Raw genomic sequence first — 24,874 nt, 5'->3', positions numbered from 1 at the left:
ATCCGGATGCGGGAACCGACGTACTTCATCCTGGCCGCGTTGCAGGCCGGCCCACTGCACGGGTACGCGATCATCAGCCGGGCCGGGGAGCTGTCCGGAGGGCGGGTGCGACTCGCCACCGGCACCCTCTACGCCGCCCTCGACCGGCTGGCCGGCGAGCGGCTCGTCCAGGTCGCCGACGAAGAGGTGGTCAACGGGCGGGCCCGCCGGTACTACGAGCTGACGGACGAGGGTCTGGCCGCCCTGCGGGCCGAGGCGGCCCGGATGGCCGAGGCCGCCCGGCTGGTCACCGACCACCCCGGCCAGTCCCGCGCCGTACGCCCGAAGGTGGCGCCGGCATGAGCGGGCGCGACGACGAGCTGGAGCGGCGCTACCGGCACCTGCTGCGGCTGTATCCCCGCTGGTACCACGAGCAGCGGGGCCCGGAGATGCTCGCGACGCTGCTGGAGACCGCCGGGCCGGACACCGTACGGCCGGCGTGGCGGGAGATCGGGCCGCTGGTTCTCGGCGCGCTCCGGACCCGGCTGGGGGCGACCGTGAGCGCGTCCCCGGGACGGCTCTGGCTGTCCGCGCTGCGGGTCACGGTCCTGCTGCTGACCGCGTACGCCACGGCGTACGCGCTCGGTTATGCCCTGGTGTCCGCCGCCACCTGGCGGGGCTCCCCGCAGCCGTGGCTCACCGCCCACCTCGACCACCTGGTCGCGGTGCTGGTCGGGACGCTGGCCCTGGTCGCGACCGCCACCGGCCGCTACCGTCGGGGTCTGCTGCTGGTCGCGGTACTGTCCACGGTCGAGCTGTGGATCCGGGGCTGGCCGCCGTTCGGGCCGCACACCTCGGAGTTCGGGGCCTGGCAGGAGGTGGTGCTGATGCTGCTGATGCTGCCGCTGCTCCGGCACCGACCCGCGCCGACCCGGCAGCCGCTCGGCTGGCTGCTCGCCATCCCGTTCGCCCTCGTCCTGCTGCCCAACGCGTTCTCGGTGTCGTACTACCTGGGCCCGGTCACGCTGCTGGCGGTCGGCGTCGTGCTGCTGCTCTGGTCGGCACTGGACGCGCGGGCGCCGGTGGTCGCCGCCGGCCTGCTGCTGCCGCCGGCACTGTCGCTGGCCGTCATGCACGCCGGCGGGGCGACCGGAGCGAGCGTCCTGCTCGCCGGGCACGTCGGCATCGTTGTCGTACTGGCCGGGATCGGCGCGGTACGGATCCGCCAGCAGGCCCGGCTGTGACCACCGGCCGTCCGCGCCCGGCCCGTCCCGGTGGCGACCGCCCCCTGTGCAGCGCTCGCCACCGGCCGTCGGCCGCCGTCGGTCGGGCTCAGCCCTGGTAGAGGCGGGTGGCGTACTGGGGGCCGTAGTAGCGCTCGAGTTCCTCCAGCGTCTCCGGGATCTCCTGCACCCGCTTGACGAGCTGCGCGTGTGAGGGCAGCACGTCCGGATGCCAGGTCTCCGGCTTCCAGAGCGCCGAGCGGAGGAACGCCTTGGCACAGTGGAAGAAGATCTGCTCGATCTCGACGACCAGCGCCAGCACCGGCCGGTGCCCCTTGACCACCATCTGGTCGAAGAACGGGGCGTCCGAGACCAGCCGGGCCCGGCCGTTGATCCGCAGCGTCTCACCCCGGCCGGGGATGAAGTAGACCAGCCCGACGTGCGGGTTGGCGAGGATGTTCAGGTAGCCGTCCGCGCGCCGGTTGCCGGGCCGCTCGGGTACGGCGATCGTGGTGTCGTCGAGCACGAGGGTGAAACCGGCCGGGTCACCCTTTGGCGAGACGTCGCAACTGCCGTCCGCGCCGGAGGTCGCCACCAGGCAGAACGGCGAGTTTGCCAGCCATTCCCGGTCGACCTCGTGCAGCCGTACGCGTTCCTTGGTCACCGCCCGGGGCATCGGCGCGCCGAGCAGCTCCCGCAACTCGACCTCGGACGTGATCTCCACCAGCCCGTTCCCGGACGTGGTTTCCACCAGCTCGGTCATAACCGCTCCTCCCCGTCGGTCGCCTGCGGCCAACCTACGCCCCGGCCTGGGGCGCGGTCACGGGGTTTGGCGGCGGTGAAATCGACGTCACCGACACCCCGACTGTTAGGAAGGGCCCCTTCCGCAACAAAAAGCGATAAGGAGGGGCCCTTCCTTACACCTCAGAAGGTGATCAGCGGGTCACCGACGAAGTCGGCGATGAAATTGACGAAGAAGAACCCGAAGAAGAGCACGTTGGCGATCAGGAGTACGTAGTGCCACGGGCGGGGCCGGGCCGGTCGGGGCAGCCGGCTGTTGAGGTAGATCAGCAGGAAGGGATAGATCAGCGCGCCGAGGTTGGACATGTTCGCCGACCACTGCACCAGGTTGACCGGCACCGCGAGGTGCAGCACCACCGCGATGATCACGAGCAGGACCAGCATGAACGGGTAGTAGAACTTGCGTGGGTCACCTTCCAGCAACCGGCGCAGCCGGGGACTGGTCGCGTGCGCGGCGTCGGTGCTGACCCGCACCATGCCCTCGAAGATGCCGAGTTGCGTACTGAACAGCACCAGTACGCCGATCAGCAGCATGCCGTAGAACATCAGCGGCCCGTAGTCGGGTTCGAGGGCGGTGGCGACGAACGTCGGTACGTCGGAGGCGGTCGGCACCGTGCCGGAGACCTGCACGGCGTGGGCCATCAGGATGGTCGGGAGCAGCATGCCGAGCATCGCTCCGACGAAGAAGATGCCCCACATGTCGGTGAGCAGCAGCCGGTACCAGCGCCGCCAGCGGGCCGCGTTGGCCGGGGTGTCCGGGAAGGTGACCCCGGTGGCGAGCAGTTCCCGCCGCTCGCCGCGCAGCCCGGAGAGGTAGCCGGTCCGGTGGCCCATGCCGTAGCCCTTGTCCCGGTAGTGGCCCATCACGTACCAGTTGAGGCCGGAGGCGAGGGCGGTGAAGCCGGCGAGGCCGCCGAGTTGGGTGGCGGTGATGCCGTCCGGTGGTGCGGCCGGGGTGACGAAGCCCCGGATCCCCTCCCACCAGATGTCCCACGGGACCACCAGCACGGCGACGACCAGCAGGACCACCAGGATGGTGCCGACCATCACCCAGTTGGCGAGTTCGAGGGCGCGGCTGATCCGCTTCGCCCCGGCGGCGATCAGGAAGACCAGCACCAGCAGTGCGATCGCCCAGAGCCGGGGTTCCTCGGCACCGGCCGGGGCGACCTCGCCGTGGATCAACGCGTACACGCCCTGGCCGGCCGAGGCCGCCCATCCCCCGGCGATGAACGCGAAGATGACGAGGAAGACCGAGGCGGGGACCCAGAGCAGAACGCCGGGCGGCACCCGTCCCCAGCCGACCACCGGGGCCTCGCCGGTGGCCATCACGTACCGGGAACACTCGATGTTGTAGAAGGTCTGCAGCACCGCCGAGACCAGGATGACCCAGCCGACGCCGACGAAGCCGAACTGGCCGACGGCCTGCGGCCCGAGCAGCCACTCGCCGCTGCCGATCGAGATGCCGAGCGCGATCAGGCTGGGCCCGAGCGCGTACATGAACAGTTCCCGTGGCCCGAGGCGACGGACCTTGAAGACCTCCTCGGGTTCGGGCAGGTCGGCGACGGCGAGCGCGGGACGGCTGGTACCGAGTGGGTAGGAGTGGACATCCGGAGCCTGGGTTGCTTCCGCCATGTGACGCCTCCTTGTGGGAGATCCCCCCGGACATCAATGGTCATCCACACGTAACTCCGAGGCAATGATCGACAGCCATCTAGATCGGTTGTTTCCGATCCGATCCGGCTGGTATCCAGTGGACAAAGCAGATTCACACCGATCGGGGAGGCATCGTGGGCGTACTGGACGGCAAGGGTGCGATCGTCACCGGAGGTTCTCGGGGAATCGGCCGCGCCGTCGTGGCGCGGCTGGTCGCCGACGGCGCCACCGTCGTCTTCAGCTACCGCGAGGACAGGACGGCGGCCGAGGAGGTCGCGAAGCGGTCCGCGGGCCGGGCGATTCCGGTACGGGCCGATGTCGGTGTCGACGCCGACGTGGACGCGCTCTTCGTCGCCGCCGACCAGCATCTCGACGGACTCGACATCCTGGTCAACAACGCCGCGATCGTCGGTACCACGATGATCGCGGACGTCTCCGACGAGGAGTACGACCGGACGATGGCGGTCAACGTCCGGGGTGTCTTCCGGGCCCTGCGGCACGCCACCGGTCGGATGCGCGACGGCGGACGGATCGTCAACATCTCCACCGCCAACACCGTGCTGGCCTTCCCCGGCATCTCGCTCTACGCGGCCAGCAAGGCGGCGGTCGAGCAGTTCACCCGAGTGGCCGCCAAGGAACTCGGTCCCCGGGGGATCACCGTCAACACCGTCTCCCCCGGCGCCACCGACACCGACATGCTGCGCGGCGCAAACAGCGCCGAGGTGCTCGAGCTGATGCGGTCGTGGAGTCCGCTGGGCCGGCTCGGCGAGCCGTCCGACGTCGCCGACGTGGTGGCGTTCCTGGTCGGCCCGGACGGGCGGTGGATGACCGGGCAGAACCTGCGGGCGACCGGCGGTCTGGCCTGAGCCACCGCCCCTGTTGGGATGAATTCCCTGGTCAGCGCGGTACTCATCGGTCCGGGTGTCGGGGTTGCGACAGCGGGTCGGGGCGGCACGGGGCACCGTGGGACGGACCGACCCCGACCCCGATCGGGTGTCCAAGCGCCCGCCGGCGTCATCCGGCGGGCGTACGGGCACCGCCTGCCGCGCACGGAGCCACGTCCGATCCAGGTGGAGCCGCATGCCGCTGCAGCGTCACAACACGTCCCCGGTACCGCGCCCGTCCGGGCTCGTCCCGCCGGTCCCCGACCTCGGCGGGGTCACCGAACTCCGGCTGCACGGGGTCGGCGGCACCACGCCGGAGAACCTGCTCGGCGACCTGGCACCGCAGCAGGTCTCCGGGGACCGGATCGCCGGCTTCTACCGGACGGCGGACGTGGCCGGCCGGCACGTCGAGGCGTACTCGTGGGGTGGGCTGACCTCGCGCAGCGGCGCCCGGGTGCTGTGGCTGCTGCTCTTCCCGTTCGCGCTGGCGAACGTGGCCGGCTGGATGTGCACGCCGGGCACCCACGCCAGCCCGGTCCGGTTCTGGGCACACCGGGCGGCGGTCCGCTGGGCCGCGCTCGGCCTCACCCTCAACCTGCTGCTGATCGTCGCGCTGACCGGGATGGAACTGCTCGGCTACCAGTGCGGTGGACAGCCCGCCTGCGCCGACGACACCTGGCCGGTACGGCTGCTGCACGCCGCGCCGCTCGCCGGATACCCGGGCCGGCGGATCCTGGCCGGCGCCGCGCTGCCGCTCGCCGTGGTCGCGCTGCTGGCGATCCTGGCGTTGCGCACCATCAACCGGTACGAGGCGGTCAGTCCCCGGCCACTGGTGGCCGGGACGGTCGCCGGCCACGCGGCGGACCGGCCGGCGGAGTCGACGGCCGGACCGGCCGGCGGCGTTTCCGCTGCGGGTGGCCCGGCCGGAGACGGGGCGGCCGGGGACAGCTCGGGTCGGTCCGGGCGACGGTCGGAGGCCGCGAGTCGGTGTGGGGTGAGTCTGTCCGACCCCCGCTTCTGGGACGGGCAGCGGAGCGCTCTCGACCTGGGTTACCTGCACCTCGCCGCCGGACTGGCCTTCGTCGCGGTCACGCTGGCGCACACCGTACGGGAGAGCGGGCGGCTCGCCGGAGCGTCGACCGCAGCCGCCGTGTCGGGTTGGCTCGCACTGCTGCTCGGCGGGCTTGTCCTGCTCGGCGCCCTGGTCCTCGTCGCGACGGAGCACCGTCCGGCGGCGGCACCCCGTCTGCTGCTCGGGCTCGGCGGTACGGCGGTCTGCGCCGCCGGCTGGTTCGCGGCGGTCCAACCAGCGTACGTCCAGCCGTTCGGCTACCTGCCCGGGATGCGTACCGTGGCCGAACTGACCCTCGGCGGCGTGTTCCTCTGCGTGCTGCTGGTGCTGGCGGCCGTCGTACCGGGCGGCTGGGTACGGGGCACCTTCCTGATCTTCGGGCCGTTCGTGGCGTTCACCCTCAGCGTCTTCTCGCTCAACGTCGTACTGGTCGGCATGATGACCCGGGTCGCCGCGCTGACCGCCGAGGTGTCGAACCGGGCGCATCTGCCGAACGGCCCGCCCGGCCGGGTCGAGCTGTACGTCTACCCGGTCGTCGGCACGCTGGTGCACTACCTGACCCTGGTCCCGGTGGCACTGATCCTGATCTTCGTGTGCTACGAGTCGGTCAGCTACGTACGGGCCGGTCTGGACCCGGTGGCACGGGCCCGGATTCTGGCCTGGTACCGGGGACAGCGTCCCCGGCCGGAGACCGAGCCGGACTGGCAACGCGACGCGCTCGACGACGCACGGCGTGCCCGGCCACGTCCCGGTGCGAGGCGCCCGGCCCGGACCACCGTCCTGGGTTGGATCTCGGTGGACCGGATCGGACTGGACCGGATCCGACTGGGCCAGGCGGGATCCGGGCGGTCCGGGGCGGGCCGGCCGCGCCTCCGCCCGATCCGGTCGGCCCGGAGAATCATCGGCCGGCTCCGCTTCCAGTTCCGTCACGGCGGGATCGGCCGGGGCTGGGTGGCCGGGATCGCCCGGGCCCGCCGGTTCGCCCGGATGCCCCGGGACCTCGACAAACTGCTCACCGCGATGGCGACGGTCGGTGCGGTCCTGCTCGCCGTGGTGCTGGTCCGCTACTGGCTCCACGGCAGGATGCCGTGGAGCACCCAGTGGACGGTCACCATCGGGAGCTGGCTCGCGGCCAGCATCCCGGCCGTGGTGATCGTCGTACTCCGTCAGGGCTGGCGCGACCTGCACAGCCGCCGCCGGATCGGAGTGCTCTGGGACGTCCTCACCTTCTGGCCCCGGGCCTACCACCCGCTCGCGCCGCCCTCGTACGCCGAGCGGGCCGTGCCCGAGCTGCAGCAGCGGCTGTGGCGGCTGCACGACAGCGGCGGACGGGTGGTGCTCGCCGCACACAGCCAGGGCACCGTGCTCGCCGCGGCCGCCCTGCTGCAACCCGACAACCGGCCACCCGACAACGCGGTGGCCCTGGTCACCTTCGGCTCGCCGCTGACCACCCTGTACGGCTGGGCCTTTCCGGCGTACTTCAACGAGTCGGTGCTACGTCGGCTCGGCCCGACCGGCGACGACGCCGACTCCCCGGTGTACGCCTGGCGCAACTTCCACTACCGGACCGACTACATCGGCGGACCGGTCTTCGAACGGGGACACCCGGCCAGGATCGACGTGGAGCTGCCCGATCCGGCCACCAACTGGTACATCCACGGCCAGCACCCCCCGGCGCCGAGCCGGCACTCCGGCTACTGGGTGGACCCGGCGGTGTGGCGTACCGTCGACGACCTCGCCGAGCGGATCGCTTGGGCGCCCGCTGGGACCGGTGGGATTCTCCCGCCCGCCGAGGGGAGCACGCGGATCACGTCGGCGCCAGCGCCGGCTGACGGATGACCTGAGCGTCAGGGGCCTTCTTCCGTCCGGTAACGGCCACAGTGCCCAGGTCATCGATGCCGACCAGCGCACTGACGATGCCGGTGTGGCGCCGTCGCCCCCGCTGACATCAGACGTCAGCGAGACGTAAGCAGAAGTGCAGGCCCTGCCGGCAAGCTGGCGCCAGAAACGACCGGTTGTCCGACAGGGGAGGCTACAAATGCACGGAATGAAAAGACTGGCGGTATCGCTGGTGTTGGCGGTCACCACGATTTCGGGAACGGCTCTGGTCAACGCCGCCCCAGCCGAGGCCCGTATCAACGCGCCGTACCTCAGCTCGGGATCGACCGGCAGCGGCGTCTGGTGTGTCCAGCGCATCCTGAACCGGTGGTTCGGCGAGAAGGTGCTGGTGGAGGACTCCCAGTACGGGCCACGAACGGCCGATGCGGTCACCTATTTCCAGGTGGTCCGCGGCATCGGCGTCGACGGAGTGGTGGGCCCGCAGACCGGCAACCACCTTCTCGCCGTCATCACCGACGACGCGTACTGCTACCGCTTCCTGCCGACGACCTACTGAGGTGACACGGCACGAGTGAGGTTCCGGCGGGGGAATTCCTGGCCCCCGCCGAATCCACCGGAGGCCACCACGATCAACAGCAGCGTCTACGCCCGCTACCGCCTCCCCGCGTTCCGTCTTCCGCGTCTGATGGCGGCGGGACGGTTCGCCGCGACCGCGGGTTCCGCGTTCGCGCACAGAACAAGATCACGGACCTTGTGCGGTTGTCGTCGGCACAGCGCGACGGCGGCACAACCAGGGTCCGCTTCCGGTCGGCGGTCCTCCGGCGCCCCGGCAGCGGACGAAATCTCGCGTTCGGCATCCGACGCCGTACCACGATCATAGGCTTGACCTGCGGTTTTCCCATTTTCCGGGTGAGCCGAGCCGACCGATCGGTGGTCGAGATGCCACACCGCGCCAAACGAACGTCCCACGGAATCCAGCGGTCCGAGCAGTGGGAGCAGCCGACGCCCCGGCGCATCGGCAGGGAATCCCGGGCGGCTCCCGCCGTGCTGCCGCTGCCGCGTACCGGCCGGGCCGTCCTGCTCAAGACGCTGGCGACGGCGGCCCTGCTCGCCGCACTGTTCTGGGCCGGACGGGCACACCTGCGCGCGGGCCGGCCCGACTCCTGGCTGCTCACCCCACTGGACGGGCTGGCCATCGCGGTCGGCGGCGACGGGCCGCACCCGGCCCGGCAGCGGATCGGGCTGCTGATCCTCACCCTGATCTGCTTCGCCGCCTGGCGACACCACCGCCGGGTCCGGCTCGCCTACCACCCCGGGCCGGTGGACGTCCACGAGTTCACCGACGCGACGGCCGACCGGAGCGCACCGGTGGACGACCTGAAGAGCCAGTTCTGCCAGCGCCTCTCCGAGACACACATCTATCCCCCGTACGCCGGGCCGGCCGACCCGCCGCCGGAGAGTTTCCTCGACGTGGCCAGCGGCGTCGACCCGAAGACCACCAACCCGATCGCCATGCTGCTGCAGATGCTGCCCCGACTCTGGCCGAAGGTCGGTTACCGGGTCACCGGGGTACTGCAGAAACGTACCCAGGAGCCGTGTTTCGGCGTCTCCGTCACGGTCACCTCGTTCCTCGGCGGTGGCCGGAGCGCGATGAGCACCCAGTGGGGCGGCACCTGGGAGGAGGCGACCCGGCGGACGGCGTACTGGGTGCTGGCCACGATCCTGCCGGTGACCCGGCTGGGTCGGGCGGCGCCGTGGCGGAACTGGTGCGGCCGGGAGATGCCGGCCGACCTCTTCGCCGCCTACAACAAGGGCAAGGAGTTGCAGGACCGTCGACAGTTCGACGAGGCGCTCTGGTACTACGCCGAGGCGCTCAAGCTCGACCCGTTCAACGCCGACCTGCGGGTGATGGTGGCGAGCGTGCAGGAGGAGATGGGACTGTTCCTGGACGCGCTCGACACGTACCAGTCGGCGCTGGTCCTGCGCGAGCAGGGCGGTTGGTACGACGACCATGTCTGGACCACCCGCACCGACCGGCTCCGCCACCCCCGCCGGCACCTCCTCGGCACGCTGCGCTACCTGCGTCGCCGACCCGACTCGATCAAGCTCCGCTACCAGTACGCCTGCACCCTCGCCTACACGGAGCGGACGGTGCACCAGTGGTTCAAGTCCGACGGGGTCGGCGACCGGGAGAAGGTACGCCGACAGATCCGGCAGCGGCTGGAGAAGGCCTTCGTCGACCGGTACTGGCCGGTGGCGGTGACCTTCGCCGAGGCACCCGGCGAGGCGGCGGCGAAGGAGTGGCTGCGCCGGGCGCTGCGGGAGTTCCCGGAGGCGACCACGGTGGTGTTCCAGATCGCCGCCGCGCAGGAGCTGTACCGGCTGCGGGAGGACGCGGTGCTGGCCTGGTTCGTCCGGGCCACCCGCTCCGAGGCGACCCATTCGGCACTGCTGCTGCTCCGGGACGTCTGGGCCCCGCTGCGGCTGGCAAAGGCGTGGCACGACTGGGCCGTGGCCGGCTGGCCCCCGGTGGGCCGGGACCCGACCGGGCCGTTCGACGACGGAGGCTGTCTCGCCGACTGGTGGCGACGCGGGCCACGGCGGCGGGCCGGCACGCTGATGCGGGAGTGGCCGTGTGGCGGCGTACTGCTGGACCGGGCGATCCACCAGGCCCAACGGCGCCGGTGGCCGGTTCCGCTGCGGTCCTTCGACTTCTACAACGCGGCCTGCACGTACGGCTTCGCGCTCAAGGGGTACTTCCCGGACCCGGACGGCACCCCGCCGCGACCGGTCTCCGCCGCCGGTCGGGCGCTCGGGCTGGGTCGCCGGCTGATCTCCGACGCGCTGCCGCTGCCCCACCCGCCCCGCTGGCCCCGACGGCCGTCCGCGCCACCGGCCGACCCGGCCACCGGGGGCGCCGGCTGGTGGACCCGCACCGGTACGACGGACGGCCCGGCCCCGTCCAGCGGCGGCGGTACGGTGCCGACCGCCGGTGGTCCGGTCGGGAACGGAAGTCCACATCCGCTGCCGCCGCCGGTCGCGCCCCTGGTCGAGAAGGCGGTCGAACAGCTGCGTGCCGCGCTGACCTGCACCGAGAGCGGAGTCGCCGCCGACCGGCTGCGGCGGTGGATCCTGAGCAGCGAACCGGACCTGGCGCCGCTGCGCCGGCTGCAGGACTTCGGCTACTTCGAGGAGGAGGTCTATCCCAGCCTGCGGGTCGTCTTCCCCCGCCCGGACAAGCCGATCAACATCCGGATGTCGGCGTACGCCAAGCAGCTGATCTGTCAGGGTGCGGTGCTGCTCGAACAGACCTGGCACGACCGCGCCCTGCCGCCGCAGACCGCCGACCCGCACCTGCTGATCCGCTGGCTCGACCTGGACGCCGAGACCTGGGAAACGCTCTGCCGGATCGCCCTGGACCACGCCCGCTACTGGCGGGACCGGGCCGAGTTCATCCGGCTGCTCCGCCGGGCGGTCGACCCGATCCGGATCGCCGAGGCCCGGTTCCCCCCGGAGATCCCGCGCTTCGACGACCTGGTGCTGTCCGGCGCGGACCGGCTGGTCGGCGACGGCACCCGCGCCGAGGAGAACATCGAACGGTTGGCCCGGTTCAACATCGCGCTGGTCGACCGCAGACTCGACGCGATCTACCAGACCGTCGCCGAGCACGCCGGGGACGGCAGCCTGCGGGCCCGGCGGCGACTGTCCGGGATGGACTTCCGGGGCGAGGCGCTGCGCGGCGACGAGACACAGCAGATCTGCACCCGGCAGGCGGGGCGGTGGCATCAGGTGGCCGAGCGGATGCGGGAGAACGGTCCGGTGGTGGACGTCAGCGGTCTCAACGTCCTCGAACCCCGGACCTGACACCCGCCAGGCAGCTGACCTCAGACCAGGTCGGCGTCGTGGACGAGCAGTGCCACCTGGACCCGGTTGTTCAGCTCCAGCTTGGTCAGCAGCCGCGAGACGTACGCCTTCACGGTGGCGACGCTCATGAACAGTTCGGCGGCGATCTCGGCGTTGGACCAGCCCCGGCCGATCGCGACGGCGACCTCACGTTCCCGCTCGCTGAGCCCGGCGACCCGCCGTACCGCCCGGTTCCGCCGGAGGTCGGCGTCCCGGCGGCCGGGTGTGCCGGGGCCGGTCACGTGTGCGATGAGTCGACGGGTGACCGTCGGGGAGAGGGTCGCCTCGCCGGCGGCGACCCGACGGACCGCCTGGACGATCTCCGCCGGTGGGGTGTCCTTGAGCAGGAAGCCGCTGGCCCCGGCCCGCAGTGCGCGCAGCACGTACTCGTCGGCGTCGAAGGTGGTCAGCACGAGCACCTGCGGCGGGTTCGGCGTACGGCGTACCGCCTCGGTGGCGGCCAGCCCGTCGACCCGGGGCATCCGGATGTCCATCAGCACCACATCGGGTCGGTGCGTGGCGACCGCGGCGGGCACCTCGCTCCCGTCGGTGGCCTCGCCCACCACCCGCAGTTCGGGTACGCCGCCGAGGATCATCGACAGGCCGGCCCGGACCAGCGCGTCGTCGTCGACGATGAGGACCCGTACCGGCGCCGGCCGGTCCGGTCCGGGGGTGGCCGCGGCGTGCGGGTCGGTTGTCACGACGGCCACGGTAGCCAGGCGGTCAGCCGGAAGTCATCCGAGTCGGTGCGGCCGTGCTCCAGCCAGCCACCCAGCAGGGCGGTCCGCTCGGCGAGCCCGACCAGGCCGGTGCCGGTCCCGGGGAGGCGGGGTTCCGCCGGCCCGCGCACCGGCCACCGGTTGCGGACCTCCACGGTGAGGCCGAGTCCGGGCCGGCCCCGGGCGATCACCGTGACCGCGGTGTCCGGCGCGTGCTTGCGGGCGTTGGTCAGGCCCTCCTGCACGATCCGGTACGCCCCCCGCCCCATCCCTACCGGCGCGCCCTCGGCACCGGTCAGCTCGGTACGCAGCTCGACCCGCATCCCCGCGTCGCGGGACTCCGCCACCAGCGCCGGCAGGTCGGCGAGGGTCGGCTGCGGTCGTTCCGGTACGCCGCGGGCCGGCTCGGCGGTCTCCGGGGTCGGGGCGTCGGCGGGCGGCGTCACCGGCGGGTAGGGCGGATCGGGGCCGTACTTGAACCGCACCCTGGCCGAGGCGTCCGAGCCGTACCTGACCGGTGGCGTCCGGTCCGGTTCCTCGTCGAGGTCGGGCGGGTCCTCCCGGAGCACGCTGATCACCTCGCGGAGCTCCTCCAGCGCCTGGTGGGCGTTGGTCCGGATCACCCCGGCCGCGCGGGCGATCTCCTCGCTCGACGCGTCCGGGCGGAACTCCAGCGCGCCGGCGTGCAGGCTGAGCAGCGAGATCCGGTGCGCGAGTACGTCGTGCATCTCCCGGGCGATCCGGGTCCGCTCCATCCGGCGGGCCGCCTCGACCCGTAGCCGCTGCTCGGTCTCGGCCCGGATCGCCCGGTCCCGCCAGGAGTGCACGAGCTGCCGCCGGGCCCGGACGAACATGCCCCAGGCCAGCACCGACCCGGTCAGCACGACGGTGAGCACCATGCCGACCAGCCGCCCGTCTGCCGGATCGGTGTGCAGATACTCGTAGAGCAGGCCGGCGCCGAACTGGGCGGCGACCAGCGGGCCGGAGATCGTCAGCGGGCGGTGCACCACCACGGTGAAGACGATGATCATGATGGCGAACGCCGACGGGGTGGAGACCACCGCCACCGGCAGGGTGATCAGGGCCAGTGCCACCGGCCAGCGTCGGCGTGCCCAGATGGCGAGGCAGAGCGCGGTGGTCACCACCATGTCGATCCCGAGCGCCAGCTCCGAGTCGACCCGGTCGGCGACCAGCGCCGGCTGTGGTCGTAGCACGTCCCAGAACGCGATGACGGCGAACCCGGCGGCGATCAGGAAGCAGAGCGTGTCGACGACCCAGTCCCGGGTCGACCGGCGGGGACGGCGGCCGGCGGCGGTGAGCGGATCCGCGGTCAGGGTCGCCGGCAGCAGCCAGGGGTGCTCGGGCCGGACCGGAACCGCGCTCATCACGCCATGTTACGGACCGGCGTATCCGATCTGACAGCTACCAAAGTCGAGGTCCGGGGGTGGCCGAAAGTCGCGCCCGGAGATGGCCGACGGTCACTGGACGTCGACTGCCGGCCGCAGCGCCGGACCGGGCCGGACCGGCACGCTGGACGGCATGATCAGCGTCGAACGCCTGAGCAAACGGTACGGCGGGCACACCGCCGTCAACGACGTCTCGTTCACCTGTGCGCCGGGCACCGTCACCGGCTTCCTCGGGCCGAACGGGGCCGGCAAGTCCACCACCATGCGGATGATCTGCGGATTCACCCCGCCGACCGCCGGTACCGCGACGGTCCACGGGGTCGACTACCGCCGGTTGCCGAATCCGGGACGTGAGGTCGGGCTGCTGCTCGACGCCGGGGCGATGCACCCCGGGCGTACCGGACGGGAGACGTTGCGGCTGTCGGCGCAGGTCATGGGGGTGCCGCAGCGCCGGGTCGACGAGTGCCTCGACCAGGTCGGTCTGAACGCGGTCGCGGCGAAACGTCGGGTACGGGCGTATTCGCTCGGCATGCGGCAGCGGCTCGGCCTGGCGCAGGCGCTGCTCGGCAGTCCCCGGGTGCTGATCCTGGACGAGCCGGCGAACGGGCTCGATCCCGAGGGCATCTTCTGGATGCGTGGCCTGCTGCGCGACTTCGCCGACCGGGGTGGCACGGTGCTGCTCTCCTCACACCTGCTCCGCGAGGTCGAGGCGGTGGCCGACCGGCTGGTGGTGATCGGCGCCGGCCGGGTGGTGGCCCAGGGCAGCAAGGACGAACTGCTGGCCGGCGCGGGTACGGCGGTCCGGGCCCGGGACCCGCAGGCGCTGCGGGCCGCCCTCGACCGGGCCGGGCTGCCGGCCCGGTCCGGCACAGACGGCGCGCTGCTCGTCGACGCCGAACCCGGGGCGGTCGGACAGGCCGCCGCCGACTCCGGCGTGGCACTGCTGGAACTACGTCCGGCGGAGAGCGCCGGCCTGGAGCAGATCTTCCTGACCCTGACCGCGGGCGATTCCGTACGGGAGGCCGTGAAATGAGCGCCGACACCACTGGGCCGTCGACCGGAACCCGTCCCGGGATCCGACACCCGGGGACGCACCGGGACGGGTCGGAGACCTCGGCCGGGAGCGGGGAGGAGTTGGCCGGCCGGCACCCGTCGCTGCTTCGACTGGCCGCCGTCGAGCTGCGCAAACTCGCGGACACCCGGGCCGGCTACTGGTTGCTGATCATCATCGCTCTGCTCTCGGCCGGCATCGTCGCGGTGATGCTCTTCTTCAGCCCCGACGCCGACCAGCGGTTCGAGAACTTCTTCGCGCTCGCCCAGTTCCCGGTCGGGATTCTGCTGCCGATCCTCGGCATCCTCCTGGTCACCAGCGAGTTCTCCCAACGTACCGTGTTGACCACCTTCGCCCTCGTCCCGCAGCGGCACCGGGTGGTCCTCGCGAAGCTGGCCGCCGGCACGGTCGCGGCCCTGGTCTCGGTGCTGGTCAGCGTGGCCACCTCGGCGGCCGGCACACTGCTCGCCACGCTCGGCGGCGACCCTCCGCAGGCCTGGTCCACCAGTGGCTCGGCGATGCTGGGCGCGGCGGTGTTCCAGGTGGTCGGCGTGTTGATGGGGATCGCGTTCGGCCTGCTGCTGCAGAACACTCCGCTGGCGATCGTGCTCTCCCTGGTGTTGCCGATCGCGTGGTCCACGCTCGGTGGCATGGTCAGCGGGCTGCGTACCGCCGCCGGGTGGCTGGACACCGGAATGACCACCGCCCCGCTGATCGAACCGCCGGGCGCCGGCGAGCTGGCCGGCGGCGAGTGGGCCCGGCTCGGCGTATCAGTCGCGGTCTGGGTCGGGATTCCGCTGGTCGCCGGGCTGGTCCGGACGATTCGGCGCGAGGTCTCCTGAGATGCCGGCCCGCGAGGGTACGACCAACGGAACCCCGCCGGCCGGCAGCACGGCGCCCAGCGGCGGTAGCGCGCCGGCTGCCCGGCCCGGCGACGCAGCGGCGGCACCGGACGACGCAGCATCCAGCGGCGGTGGTGCGCCGGCCGCCCCGCCCAGCGCCACGGCGGCGGCACCGGACGAGGCAGCGACCGGCGACGGTGGTGCGCCGGCCGCCCCGCCCAGCGACACGGCGGCGGCACCGGACGACGCAGCGTCCAGCGGCGCAAGCGCGCCGGCTGCCCAGCCCGGCGCCAGCGCCCCCGGGGATCCGCCCGGTGGCGGGGAGCCCGGAAGCCCGGCCGCCGACAGCCCGTCGGCGTCGGGCGGGCCATCGACCGTGGTGGCCGAGCCGACCGTCGTCGTGGCGCTGGTCTGGAGCCTGTTCCCCCTGATCGGCGCCGGTGCCGGCTGGCTGCTGCGGTCCGCGGCGGACTGGCTGGAGTCGATGCGCTGGGTGCCCTGGCGCTGGGCCTTCAAGGTGGTCGACTCGGTGGAGGAGCCGTGGACGACGGTCACCGCGCTGGTGCTCGGCGCGGTCGCCGGGTTGGTCGTGGCCGGCATGGCCGCCGCCGAACGGCTGACCGTCACCGTCTCCGACCGGGCGGTCCTCCTGGTACGGGGCGACAGCCGGCGGGAGGTCGTCCGGGAGCGGATCACGGGCGCCTTCCGGGACGGCAAACAGCTCGTCCTGCTCGGACCGGTCGCCGAGGAACTGGCCCGCGAGTCGTCCGACCTCGGAGCCGACCAGCTGCGTACGGCGTTCGAGGCGCACGGCTACCGCTGGCATGCCGAGGGTGATCCGTACCGGGACGAGTGGCGACGCTGGACCGAGGGTGCCCCGGGGTTGCCGCCGGGGGCGGACGCGCTGCTCAAGGTCCGACAGCGGGCGGTGGACAAGAATGATCGTCGGGACCTGGTCGAACTGCGGGACGAGTTGACCCGACTCGGCGTGGTGGTACGCGAGAAGGACAAGCGCCAGTACTGGCGCCCGACCCGGCCCGGCTGACCGACGGAACGCCGCCGCCCGGTGCCCGGGCCGAGCAGCGCGGCCGGGACGCCGCCGCCCGCCTCGCCCGCGCACGGCGTCCGACCTGGCCGGGGCGCCGTTCTCGGTGTGCCGATCACGACAGCGGCGGTTCGTTGCCGCCGTTTCCGACCCGGCAGTAAGTTTCCACAGATGAGCCTGCAGCGCACCGTGGACCCGGATCAGGTGGGTTTCGACCCGGCGAGACTGGCCCGCGTGGACAGCCACTTCGCCCGGTACGTCGACGCGGGCCAGTTGGCCGGTTGGCAGATCGTGGTGACCCGGCGCGGCGAGGTCGCGCACGCCTCGACGTACGGGGCGCGGGACGTCGAGGCGGGCCGGCCGGTCGACCCGGACACGCTGTGGCGGATCTACTCGATGACCAAGCCGGTCACCTCGGTCGCCGCCATGATGCTCTGGGAGGAGGGGCGGTTCCAGCTCACCGACGAGATCAGCCGCTGGCTCCCGGAGTTCGCCGACGTACGGGTCTACGACAGGGGTTCGGCGCTGAAGCCGTACACGGTGCCGGCGGTCGAACCGATCCGGGTCTGGCACCTGCTCACCCACACCGCCGGGCTGACCTACGGCTTCCTGCAGACCTCGGTGGTCGACGGGCTCTACCGGGCCGCCGGATACGACCTGTACCCGCGTCCGGGCTGTGACCTGGCCACCGCCTGTGCGGAGCTGGCCCGGCTGCCGCTGCTCTTCCAGCCCGGCACGGCCTGGGGCTACTCGGTCGCCACCGACGTGCTCGGCCGGCTGGTCGAGGTGGTCTCCGGCCAGTCGCTGGACACCTTCCTCGCCGAGCGGATCCTCGGCCCGCTCGGCATGACCGACACCCGCTGGTGGGCCGAGGGCGCCGACGCCGAGCGGCTGGCCGCCTGTTACGCCCCGCATCCGATGACCGGTCAGGCGGTCCGGTACGACCAGCTCGGCCACCACGCGCTGCAGAAGCCGGACCTGCTCTCCGGCGGCGGTGGCCTGCTCTCCACGGCGTCCGACTACCACCGGTTCACCCAGTTCCTGCTCCGCGGCGGCGAACTCGACGGGGTACGCCTGCTCGGGCCGCGTACCGTCCGGTTCATGACCCGCAACCACCTGCCCGGTGGGCAGGACCTGGGGCGGCTCTCCACCGGTGGCTTCGCCGAGACCACCTTCGACGGGATCGGCTTCGGGCTCGGTTTCGCGGTGGTGCAGGATCCCGTGCCGAGCCGGACCCCGAGCAGTGTCGGCGAGTACTACTGGGGCGGCGTGGCGAGCACGGCGTTCTGGGTCGACCCGGTCGAGGAGGTCACCGGCCTGCTCTTCACCCAGCTCGTGCCCTCCAGCACCTATTCGCTGCGCGCCGAGATGCGCCAGCTGGTCTACGCGGCGCTGGTCGACTGAACCGACCACCCCCGCCGGCCGGACGACCGCCAGCGGGCGGACGGGGTTGGCGCGGCCGGAGTACCGTGCGCGGTGATCGCAGCATCCGGGGGGAGGGCGTGGCGGTGAGGGCGAAACGGGTAAGTCTGCTGGATATCGGGCTCGACTCGTCGTTCGACGCCGCGATGACGTTCGTCCAGTCGACGTTGCAGAACATCAACGCCGAGCACGCACGACCGATCGTCGACATCGACTTCGTCCGGTCGCGGGACCCGGACACCGTGCTGACCGCGTTCACCGCCTCCTGTGACGTACTGCACGTGATGGCGCACGGTGACCACAGCAGTACGCCCACCTTCGCCAGCAGCGACGGCCGGACGAAGATCTCGCTGGAGGCGCTCGGCGAGGAGGCGGCGAGTCGGGGTCGGGGCATCTCGGCGCACGCGATCCTCGCGGACGGCTGCAAGACCGGCACCGGTGCCTGGCAGAAGGCGGTCCGGGACTGTCTGCAGGGTGAGGTGACCTACATCGGCACCTCGGCGCAGATCGGCTGGCACGAGAGCGGGGTGTTCTGCTCGGCCTTCTACGGCGCGCTGTTCCGCAACCGGGGACGGGGCATGACTCCCGCCGAGCAGGCCCAGGACGCCGCCGAGCGGGCCATCGAGGCGTACACGCTGCTGACCGACCGGAACTGTCCGTTCCGGGTGCTCACCCTCACCCCGAGCCGGTGGGCCCGGATGGCTCTGGCCTGACCGCGACCGGGCCGCCTCACCGGCCGGCGCGGGGCGGGGCCACCCGGGAGAACCGGGTGCCGGAGGTCGAGCGGCGCGGCGCCGGGATGTTCAACCGGGACACCGTCGGCAGGGTGATCGCCTCCTGCCAGTGCGTCAGCATCGGCAGTCGTTCCCAGCCCACCTCGCGCAGCCGCGAGCTGGCGGTGGCGCAGCGGGCCCGCCAACTCCACTGGTTGAGCTGGACGGAGGGGCCGGTCATCTCGGTCCGCAGGTCGAGCAGTACGTCGACGCAGTGTCGCAGGACCAGCCCGGCACGCGCCGATTCGGGGCGGCTGACCAGCCAGTTCAGGTCCCGTCCAGCGCAGGTCGGGCAGCCGCAGTGCCACATGCCGTTGTCCGGGTACCGGCGCATGGCCGCCTCGACGCCCGCGATCGACTGGTACGAGAGACACTGCCGGATCAGCACCGACGGTCGACCGGCCTGGTGCGGCTGTCGGGGTGGCCCGGCGTCACGCGGGTCGAGACCGCGCAGCGTGGGGTCGAGGCCGACCGCCGCGGCCACGGCTCCGGAGCCGAGCGCGCCGAGTGCGGCCAGGTCAGCCCGGAGCAGCAGCACCGGTACGGCGCAGCGGAGCAGTTCCAGCAGCCCGCGTACCACCTCGACCGGGTCGACCGGGGTGACCGCGCGTTCGACCACGATCGCCACCGGTACGCCGACCACCTCGACGTACCGGACGAGGTGTTGCCGGGCGGTCGGGTCGGCGAGCCAGGACGGATGCATCGGCAGCAGTGCGATGGCGTCGCCGAGTCGGGCGGCGCGTTCGAGGATGCCGAGACAGCCGGCGGTGTCCGCCGGGGCGAGGTAGCCGGAGTCGGTGAGCACCGGCAGGCCGAGCTCGCGTTGCCGTCCGATCCACCGGTCGTCGAAGGACGCCGAGGCGGTGAGCCGGTCGGGGCCGACGTACCGGGCCGCGTCGAGCAGCACCGGTTGGCGGTAGTGGTCCACCTCAAGCAGGTGGCGTGCCCGGGCGAGGCAGCCGCGTGGGTTGCCGCGCTCGACGGTGACGACCAGGCCGCTTCCGGGCCGGTCGGCCACCTCGGCCGCCTGGGTGACCTGGCTGGTCCGGCACTGGAGCAGCAGGCTCCGGTCGAGGGCCACGATCCGCCGTTGTCCGCCGGTCAACCGTCCGTCCCGGTCCTGCGCCACGAACCTCACCCCGCCGACTCGCCACGACATCGACCACCATAAGTGGCTGGATCGTAACTGGATGCATCGGAAGGGGTAACGGTCGGCAACCGGCTTTGGCAGATTACGGAAAGTGCCTTGGCCTCAGGCGGGGGTTTCGGCTAACGGGGGCGGGGCGGACTGTCCGGCGTCGAGCCGTCGGTCAGATCGCCATCTCGCGCCACTCGGGACGCCCACCGAGCCAGGCGTCGGCGAGAATCCGGGCGGAGGCCTCACCAGGGCACTGTTGCACCTTGGAGCGTCCCTGGGCGCCACCGACCTGCGCCTCGACCTCCCACCGCTCCCCGTCCGTACGGATGTACACGTCGCGCCGGGAACGCGAACCACGATCACCGTTCCACCAGTGCCGCTCGACTCTCACCCAGCAACCGTATAGCACGGACTGACCTGCTGGATATCCTCATCCGTGAAATCCGGCCCTCCGGCCGACCCCCTTGTCGGCCCTGCGGCGGCTCCGGGACAGCACCGTCCGCCAGACCTCGGGGCGACCCGGCACGACTCCCCTCAATCGCTCCATATCGGACAGAGCACCGGGGGTACGGCGGGGCCGGGGACACCCGGCGGACGAAAGGCACCCGGGGCGGGCTGGACGACCGTCAGCTACGGGGGAAGGTGACGGTTGCGGGTGCGGGCACCCGCCCCGGGGCCTGTTCGCCGGCCGACCGCCGCGGTGTCGCGACAGGTCGGCCATCGACCGGTCCACCGCCACACCGGTGGACGGGGTCCCACCGGTGTCGGGTCGATGCGGCGTACCGACTCCCAGAGTTTGCCGCCGGGTCGGACGGTGATGCCGGACAATCCGTCCGACATCTCACGATCAGCCGGACTGGTCGGACACCGGGAACCGGGCGTGCACCCGCTCGGCCCGACCGGCGAGCACCTCGCGCGGGTCGAGACCGAGGCTCTCGATCGCGACCAGGGCGGTGATCGCGACGTCGGCCAACTCGTCGGCCACGTCGGCCAGGTCGTGCGTGACGCCCTTGCGCGGGTTCTGTCCGAGCAGGCCGATCCACGCACCGGCGACCTCGCCGGCCTCTTCGGTGACCTTGAGGATCCGGCAGGTCAACTCGGACCGGTCGGTTCCGTTCGCCTGGTCAAGCCAGACCCGGGCGTCCCGGACCGTCGTCCAGATGGCATCACTCACCGCCTCACCGTACCGGCTCGAACCCGATCATTGACTACGCTGAGTTCCGATTACTGTGCGCAGTGATGCGCCGGGCAGAAGTCCGACAGATGCGGTGCAACTTCGGTCGTATCGCCCTGTTCCCTCGCGGGCAGGACAACAGTAAGTTAGCTGCACAGACAAGTACCTGTCTTGCGAGCGGCGTTCTGCAACCGGCGTGACACCCACGCCGCAGGAGTTCTCGCGGGGCAGACCGGCCGTCGCCCAACATCGCCATCTGCTCGATGGCGGCGCTACGGGCAGTGACGTTCACACCGAGAATGGAGGCGCCGTCAGTGGCGAACCACCACCTGATCCGGCCGCTGAGCTCCCGCGTGGGCAAACCCTGCCGCGGTTGGGCTCCCCCCGTCCGCCCCGTCGATCCCGCGTCCGCCGCGGACCAGCAGCTTCGGGTCGAGGGATGACGCCGGCCATGACCCAGTTCCGAGAGTCCGGGCAGGATCTGTTCGCCGACCCGCTGCCCCGACGCAGCCCGGGTGCCCGGCTGGACAGCGGAGGCGAGGAGAACCTTCCGGAGGAGACCTTCGCCCCACCGCCGCCGGCGCCGTTGGTGCACAGCGGCGGTACGCTGCCCGGCAGGTCCGCCGTACACGTCGAACTCGGTGCCCTGCGCGAGCGGGTCCCCGGCGTACGGGGCACCGTCCTGGCCGGTGTGGACGGCCGGCTGATCGGCCACGACCTCAACACCGGCCCCGAGCCGCTGGACCTCGCCGCGCTCGCGGCGACCACCTTCGGGCTCGGCCGGCAGTGCGGGCTGACCCTGCGTCAGGGACGGATCCGGGAACTGACCGTCCACAGTGACCAGGGTTACTTCACCGTGTACGGCGTGAGCGACGACGTCCTGCTCGCGGTGCTCGGTGACGATCGGCTGAACGTGTCCTGGCTGCACCTGGAGGCGGGACCGGTCGCGGAGCGAATCGCTGACCTGCTGCACGTCGGCGGCACCGCGTAGCAGCACGGGCTGGTGTGGCCGGCTCCGGGGCGTTCCCCCGGTGCCGGTCACCCGCCGGCCGGCGGCGGGTCAACCGATCATCAGGTAGCGGGTCACCACACCGGCCGCCGCGGTGACCGCCTGCCGCAGCGTCGCGGCGGCGTCCACGATGCCGGCGTCCAGCGCGGTGACGTACGTGCCGGAGACCACGTCGAAGGTGACGCCCGGACCACGGCGGCGCAGGTCGGCCGGCCCGGCCAGCGGATCCCGCCCGGCATTGCGCATCAGCTCCTCGTACGGCGCCACCAGCGCGTCGATCACCACCGCGTAGCCGAGCGCCTCGTCGTCGCCGCGCGGCACCCGGGTGCTGATCCGGCCGGCCACGGTCAGCAGGGCCGCCCCGCCGCCCGGCACGATTCCCCACTCGACCGCCGCCTTCGCGTTGCGTACCGCGTCGTCGATCTGGCGTTTGCGCTTCTTGAGCTGCCCCTCGGCCGACTCGCCGACCCTGATCACCGCGACCGCGCCGGCCAGCCGGGCCAGTTGCTCGCGCTGTGCGGCCTGCCCCGGGCCGGGCTCGGACCCCTCCAGGGCGGCCCGGAGCCGGCGTACCCGGCGTCGGATCAGCTGCGGGTCACCGGCGCCGTCGACCACTGTGGTGTCCCGACGGGTCGTGATCACCTTGCGGGCCCCGCCCAGCACCGTCGGTCCGGCCGTGCCGAGCCCGCCGTCCGCCTCGCCGACCACGGTCGCCCCGGTGAGCAGGGCCAGATCCGCCATCAGGCTCCGCCGCTCCTGGTCCGGCCCGCCGAGTCGGACCGCGACCGAGGCGAGGGCGTGCCGCATCTTGCCGACGATCAGCGCGGTCAGCGCGCCGTCGCGTACGTCGTGGGCGAAGACGGCCAGCGGGCGGCCCTGCCCGCCGGCGGCCTCGAGAAACGGTTGCAGGTCCGCGCCGTTGGCCAGCCGCTGGTCGACGACCAGGATCGCCGGGTCGGCGAGTACCGCCTCGGCACCCTCCGGATCGGTCACGAAGTACGGCGAGACGTGTCCGGCCGGCAGCCGCATCCCCTCGGTGAGTTCCAGTTCCAGGCCGAAGAGATTGCTCTCCTCGACGATCACGACCCCGTCCTTGCCGACCCGTTCCATCGCCGAGGCGAGCAGGTCGCCGACCGTCTCGTCGTTGGAGGCGATCGTCGAGACCATCCTGAGCTGTTCCTTCGTCTCGACCGGCACCGCGAGGTCGGCCAGTTCGGCGAGGACGGCGAGGGTGGCCGACTCGATCCCCCGGCAGAGCGCGACCGGGTTCGCCCCGGCCCGCAGGGCCGCCGAGGCGCCGTCCATCATCGCCTGGGCCAGTACGACGGTGGTGGTGGCGCCGTCGCCGACCCGGTGCCGTACCCCCTCGACGAGTTCCCGTACGTAGCTGGTGCCGATCGCGTCCCGGGTGTCGTACGCGGTGAAGAGCCGGACCACGCCGGCCGCGTCGCCGAGTTCGTGGTAGGCCCCGGAGGCGTCCTCGACCAGCACCCGCCGGCCGAGCGGTCCGAAGGTCCGGCGGACCAGATCCGCGCCGGCCCGGAAGCCGCGGGCGACGATCGCCTGGTGCCGGTTGTACGTGGTGGGCCGGGGAACCGCCCCGGCACCCGCCTTGGCCACCCCGCCCCGGCTGCCGGGCACGCCGAGCGAGGCGGCCACGGTCATCGGCACGTTGGCGAGGTAGATGTGCGGCTCGGCGTTGTAGGCGCTCCACTTCGGCTTCTGGTCGGGGCGTCGCCGTACCACCCCGTCGTGCACGTAGCGGAACAGTTCGTCGACGCCGACCCGGCCGTCGCCGTCCAGGTCCGCGCCGCCGGTGGCCAGTCCTTCGAGCAGGACGTCGGTGAAGATCGAGCCCCGGGGGGCGGACTCGACCAGGCCGTCGGACTCGAAGGCGTACTCGTAGCTGTCACAGGCGCTGATCACCACGTACCCCCGACCGATCTGGCCGTCCAGGGCGCCCTGCGGGTTGCCCTTGAAGCCCTCGGCGAAGGCGCCGGCGAAGCAGCAGTCCAGGACGAGTACCTTGGCGGCGGCTCGGCACGCCTCCAGTTGCTCGTTGACGAAGGAGCGGGAGATGGCGGTGCTCGCCGGTCGGGTCCGGACGGTGTTGGCGGCGGCGAAGTAGAGCCGGTGGAACGGGTCGACGATGCCGTGGCAGGAGAAGTAGAGCAGCACCAGGTCGTCGTTGACCCGTTCGGCGAGCAGGTCCTCGATCTCCCGCCGTACCTCGTGGTCGGGGGCGTCGGCCAGGATGCGGACGGTGAAGTTGCCGACCGCCGGGTCTTCCAGCACCGCCGCCAGCCGCTCCACGTCCTGCTCCGGGGCCCGCAGCTGGTCCAGCGACGGGTCGTCGTACGCGCCGACGGCGACGAGCAGCGCGTAGCGGCCGACGGGCGGGCTAGTCGGCACCGGACCCGGCGCCAGTCTGGGTCGGCGGTACGCCCAACCATTCGGCCACCATCCGCTCGGTTTCCTCGGTGGGCTCGCTGATGGTCAGCGTGCGGCGACCGTCCCGGAGGGTGATCTGGCGGGCCGCGCCACGCTGGACGAAGGCGATGATGACCTGGGCCAGCGCGGCCACGGTGGTGGCGGAGAAGAGGCCGGTGACCACCAGCTCGGCGAGCGTGCCGAGCCCGGTCCCCTTGCCGCGGACCGGGCCGCCGGACGGGGTCCCGCCCCGGCCGCCGGTGCCGGCCGCCGTTCCGACGTCCGAGCCGGTCCCGGCTCCGGGCGGGGTGCTGCCGCGGTCGTCGGTTTCGGGGCGGGCGACGTGCAGGATTGTCCGGGCGTGCAGCTCCCTGATCAGGGTGGTGGCCGCTTCCGCGTCGCCGCGTTCGCTGCCCGGCACCGGCCCGGAAACCATCAGGGTGATCACGCCACTATTCATGGAGTAATCGTGTCGTGACAGTAAGTAATCACCTGTCGGGTTTCCGTCACT

Annotated in this window: 21 protein-coding genes; 12 read left to right on the top strand and 9 right to left on the bottom strand. The window is 72.2% G+C overall.

The features are described from left to right. Window positions 1-6 precede the first annotated feature (6 nt). Together V1633_RS05185 and V1633_RS05180 are read left to right on the top strand one after the other, a co-directional pair. Window positions 7-342, top strand: a complete 336-nt coding sequence (locus V1633_RS05185; protein WP_407951972.1) for a PadR family transcriptional regulator — start codon at window positions 7-9, stop codon at window positions 340-342. After that, a complete protein-coding gene (locus V1633_RS05180; protein ID WP_331212994.1) occupies window positions 339-1,223 on the top strand; it encodes a hypothetical protein in 885 nt (294 codons plus the stop codon). Before V1633_RS05185 ends, V1633_RS05180 begins: the two co-directional genes overlap by 4 nt. Before the next feature lie 88 nt (window positions 1,224-1,311). Here V1633_RS05180 and V1633_RS05175 read toward each other — a convergent pair whose 3' ends face one another. Together V1633_RS05175 and V1633_RS05170 are read right to left on the bottom strand one after the other, a co-directional pair. Beyond that, on the bottom strand, window positions 1,312-1,965 hold the full coding sequence (locus V1633_RS05175) for a pyridoxamine 5'-phosphate oxidase family protein (RefSeq protein ID WP_331212993.1): 654 nt from the start codon (window positions 1,963-1,965) through the stop codon (window positions 1,312-1,314). Between the two features lie 161 nt (window positions 1,966-2,126). Beyond that, on the bottom strand, window positions 2,127-3,635 hold the full coding sequence (locus V1633_RS05170) for an Nramp family divalent metal transporter (RefSeq protein WP_331212992.1): 1,509 nt from the start codon (window positions 3,633-3,635) through the stop codon (window positions 2,127-2,129). Window positions 3,636-3,790: 155 nt separating this feature from the next. Between V1633_RS05170 and V1633_RS05165 the strand changes: the two genes are divergently transcribed. The 4 genes from V1633_RS05165 to V1633_RS05150 all read left to right on the top strand — a co-directional run bounded on the left by V1633_RS05165 (window position 3,791) and on the right by V1633_RS05150 (window position 11,315). After that, on the top strand, window positions 3,791-4,522 hold the full coding sequence (locus V1633_RS05165; RefSeq protein WP_331212991.1) for an SDR family oxidoreductase: 732 nt from the start codon (window positions 3,791-3,793) through the stop codon (window positions 4,520-4,522). Between the two features lie 214 nt (window positions 4,523-4,736). Next, window positions 4,737-7,451: a hypothetical protein gene (locus V1633_RS05160; RefSeq protein WP_331212990.1), complete on the top strand. Its 2,715-nt coding sequence runs from the start codon at window positions 4,737-4,739 to the stop codon at window positions 7,449-7,451. 208 nt (window positions 7,452-7,659) lie between these two features. Next, window positions 7,660-8,007: a peptidoglycan-binding domain-containing protein gene (locus tag V1633_RS05155; RefSeq protein ID WP_331212989.1), complete on the top strand. Its 348-nt coding sequence runs from the start codon at window positions 7,660-7,662 to the stop codon at window positions 8,005-8,007. A 353-nt stretch (window positions 8,008-8,360) separates the two neighbouring features. Next, complete coding sequence (locus V1633_RS05150; RefSeq protein ID WP_331212988.1) at window positions 8,361-11,315, top strand: tetratricopeptide repeat protein; 2,955 nt, start codon at window positions 8,361-8,363, stop codon at window positions 11,313-11,315. 20 nt (window positions 11,316-11,335) lie between these two features. Here V1633_RS05150 and V1633_RS05145 read toward each other — a convergent pair whose 3' ends face one another. Together V1633_RS05145 and V1633_RS05140 are read right to left on the bottom strand one after the other, a co-directional pair. Further along, a complete protein-coding gene (locus tag V1633_RS05145) occupies window positions 11,336-12,055 on the bottom strand; it encodes a response regulator transcription factor (protein WP_331212987.1) in 720 nt (239 codons plus the stop codon). Then, complete coding sequence (locus V1633_RS05140) at window positions 12,052-13,458, bottom strand: sensor histidine kinase (RefSeq protein ID WP_331212986.1); 1,407 nt, start codon at window positions 13,456-13,458, stop codon at window positions 12,052-12,054. The genes V1633_RS05145 and V1633_RS05140 overlap by 4 nt, the downstream gene beginning before the upstream one ends. Before the next feature lie 154 nt (window positions 13,459-13,612). Here V1633_RS05140 and V1633_RS05135 point away from each other — a divergent pair, with 154 nt between their 5' ends. The 5 genes from V1633_RS05135 (at window position 13,613) to V1633_RS05115 (ending at window position 18,552) form a co-directional block, all read left to right on the top strand. After that, window positions 13,613-14,512 (top strand): ABC transporter ATP-binding protein, encoded by a 900-nt coding sequence (locus tag V1633_RS05135; RefSeq protein WP_331212985.1) that lies wholly within the window; start codon window positions 13,613-13,615, stop codon window positions 14,510-14,512. Beyond that, window positions 14,509-15,372: an ABC transporter permease gene (locus V1633_RS05130; protein WP_331212984.1), complete on the top strand. Its 864-nt coding sequence runs from the start codon at window positions 14,509-14,511 to the stop codon at window positions 15,370-15,372. Before V1633_RS05135 ends, V1633_RS05130 begins: the two co-directional genes overlap by 4 nt. Window position 15,373: 1 nt before the next feature. After that, window positions 15,374-16,417, top strand: a complete 1,044-nt coding sequence (locus tag V1633_RS05125; RefSeq protein ID WP_331212983.1) for a nucleoside recognition domain-containing protein — start codon at window positions 15,374-15,376, stop codon at window positions 16,415-16,417. Window positions 16,418-16,588: 171 nt separating this feature from the next. Next, on the top strand, window positions 16,589-17,821 hold the full coding sequence (locus V1633_RS05120) for a serine hydrolase domain-containing protein (protein WP_331212982.1): 1,233 nt from the start codon (window positions 16,589-16,591) through the stop codon (window positions 17,819-17,821). A 104-nt stretch (window positions 17,822-17,925) separates the two neighbouring features. Next, window positions 17,926-18,552, top strand: a complete 627-nt coding sequence (locus V1633_RS05115) for a hypothetical protein (RefSeq protein WP_331212981.1) — start codon at window positions 17,926-17,928, stop codon at window positions 18,550-18,552. A gap of 16 nt (window positions 18,553-18,568) precedes the next feature. Here the strand turns inward: V1633_RS05115 and V1633_RS05110 are convergent, their stop codons facing one another. The 3 genes from V1633_RS05110 to V1633_RS05100 all read right to left on the bottom strand — a co-directional run bounded on the left by V1633_RS05110 (window position 18,569) and on the right by V1633_RS05100 (window position 20,924). Beyond that, window positions 18,569-19,771: a hypothetical protein gene (locus tag V1633_RS05110; RefSeq protein ID WP_331212980.1), complete on the bottom strand. Its 1,203-nt coding sequence runs from the start codon at window positions 19,769-19,771 to the stop codon at window positions 18,569-18,571. A gap of 151 nt (window positions 19,772-19,922) precedes the next feature. After that, window positions 19,923-20,141 (bottom strand): hypothetical protein, encoded by a 219-nt coding sequence (locus V1633_RS05105; protein ID WP_331212979.1) that lies wholly within the window; start codon window positions 20,139-20,141, stop codon window positions 19,923-19,925. Window positions 20,142-20,597: 456 nt separating this feature from the next. Continuing rightward, a complete protein-coding gene (locus tag V1633_RS05100) occupies window positions 20,598-20,924 on the bottom strand; it encodes a MazG-like family protein (protein ID WP_331212978.1) in 327 nt (108 codons plus the stop codon). Window positions 20,925-21,375: 451 nt separating this feature from the next. Between V1633_RS05100 and V1633_RS05095 the strand changes: the two genes are divergently transcribed. Then, window positions 21,376-21,915: a roadblock/LC7 domain-containing protein gene (locus V1633_RS05095; RefSeq protein WP_331212977.1), complete on the top strand. Its 540-nt coding sequence runs from the start codon at window positions 21,376-21,378 to the stop codon at window positions 21,913-21,915. A gap of 69 nt (window positions 21,916-21,984) precedes the next feature. Here V1633_RS05095 and groEL read toward each other — a convergent pair whose 3' ends face one another. Both groEL and V1633_RS05085 read right to left on the bottom strand, forming a co-directional pair. Continuing rightward, window positions 21,985-24,345 (bottom strand): chaperonin GroEL, encoded by a 2,361-nt coding sequence (gene groEL / locus V1633_RS05090; RefSeq protein ID WP_331212976.1) that lies wholly within the window; start codon window positions 24,343-24,345, stop codon window positions 21,985-21,987. Then, on the bottom strand, window positions 24,335-24,823 hold the full coding sequence (locus tag V1633_RS05085; RefSeq protein WP_331212975.1) for a hypothetical protein: 489 nt from the start codon (window positions 24,821-24,823) through the stop codon (window positions 24,335-24,337). The genes groEL and V1633_RS05085 overlap by 11 nt, the downstream gene beginning before the upstream one ends. Window positions 24,824-24,874 lie beyond the last annotated feature (51 nt).

The sequence above is a fragment of the Plantactinospora sonchi genome, from assembly GCF_036422035.1.
Taxonomy (GTDB): Bacteria; Actinomycetota; Actinomycetes; order Mycobacteriales; family Micromonosporaceae; genus Plantactinospora; species Plantactinospora sonchi.
The sequence above is the reverse complement of the archived record's forward strand: the minus strand, read 5'-3'. Positions and strand labels throughout refer to the sequence as shown.